This is a genomic window from Helicobacter pylori SA213A, assembly GCF_000476275.1.
Taxonomy (GTDB): domain Bacteria; phylum Campylobacterota; class Campylobacteria; order Campylobacterales; family Helicobacteraceae; genus Helicobacter; species Helicobacter pylori_CL.
Genome location: NZ_CBOM010000069.1, coordinates 1 through 486, shown reverse-complemented (window position 1 = coordinate 486; position 486 = coordinate 1). Strand labels below are relative to the sequence as shown.

Below are 486 nucleotides of genomic sequence, written 5' to 3'. Positions count from 1 at the left end.
AAGAAGTTCTAGTTTTATTCATTTTCACCCAAAAATGAGAAACCCTACAGCTTCGTTATTAGGGGTTGCAACCCCCAATCCCTCACATGCGCGCGCATGGTAAAAACATGTAAAAACAGCATGCTGTTAAAAACATGTAATAAAAACAACGCGCATGACGCGCTACATATCTTGGGATTTTAGTTTTAGTGGTTTTTTTGGGCTAACGCCAGGTTTGCGCTATCTTGTTTGATTTGCTAACGCAAAACAGCTTCGGCTAACGCCTACGCTTTCAAACTGCGATGCGCTTTTGTCCATGCTCGCTAAGGCTTCGCTTGTTGGTGTTTGCTTGTCAGCAAACAATCGGTGCAAAACCGCTTGTATTGCTTCGCTAACGCTTCGCTTGTGCGGTTTTGTAGGAGATGAGATTGATAGCCGAAGTTAGATACGCTTTTAGATGCTAAACGAGTGGGATTGGCTAAATGGTTAGCGACTAAGGGGATTTTA

The 486-nt window shown here is 43.2% G+C and carries 1 pseudogene; it reads right to left on the bottom strand.

What is annotated here, in order from left to right:
• Positions 1 to 302 precede the first annotated feature (302 nt).
• Positions 303 to 486: pseudogene (locus tag QT74_RS08770) on the bottom strand (hypothetical protein); the annotation flags it as partial.